Source organism: Rhodococcus sp. IEGM 1366, assembly GCF_033142425.1.
Lineage (GTDB): Bacteria > Actinomycetota > Actinomycetes > Mycobacteriales > Mycobacteriaceae > Rhodococcus_F > Rhodococcus_F globerula.
Genome location: NZ_JAWLRZ010000036.1, coordinates 1 through 639, shown reverse-complemented (window position 1 = coordinate 639; position 639 = coordinate 1). Strand labels below are relative to the sequence as shown.

The window sequence follows — 639 nt, the reverse complement described above, 5'->3', positions numbered from 1 at the left end:
GGGGGCTATTGCGTGAATGCCGCAGCTTCGGTGGTGTACTTGAGCCCCGCTACATTGTCGGCGCAGGATCACTTGACCAGTGAGCTATTACGCACTCTTTCAAGGGTGGCTGCTTCTAAGCCAACCTCCTGGTTGTCTTCGCGACCCCACATCCTTTTCCACTTAGTACACGCTTAGGGACCTTAGCTGGCGATCTGGGCTGTTTCCCTCTCGACTACGAACCTTATCGCCCGCAGTCTCACTGCCGCGCTCTCACTCACCGGCATTCGGAGTTTGGCTGATTTCGGTAAGCTTGTGGGCCCCCTAGACCATCCAGTAGCTCTACCTCCGGTGAGAAACACGCGACGCTGCACCTAAATGCATTTCGGGGAGAACCAGCTATCACGGAGTTTGATTGGCCTTTCACCCCTACCCACAACTCATCCCCTCAGTTTTCAACCTAAGTGGGTTCGGTCCTCCACGACGTCTTACCGTCGCTTCAACCTGGCCATGGGTAGATCACTCCGCTTCGGGTCTAGAGCATGCCACTATGATCGCCCTATTCGGACTCGCTTTCGCTACGGCTACCCCACACGGGTTAACCTCGCGACATGCCACTAACTCGCAGGCTCATTCTTCAAAAGGCACGCCATCACCCCC

The 639-nt window shown here is 56.0% G+C and carries 1 rRNA gene; it reads right to left on the bottom strand.

What is annotated here, in order from left to right:
• Positions 1-639 (bottom strand): 23S ribosomal RNA (locus R4P64_RS33930); the annotation flags it as partial.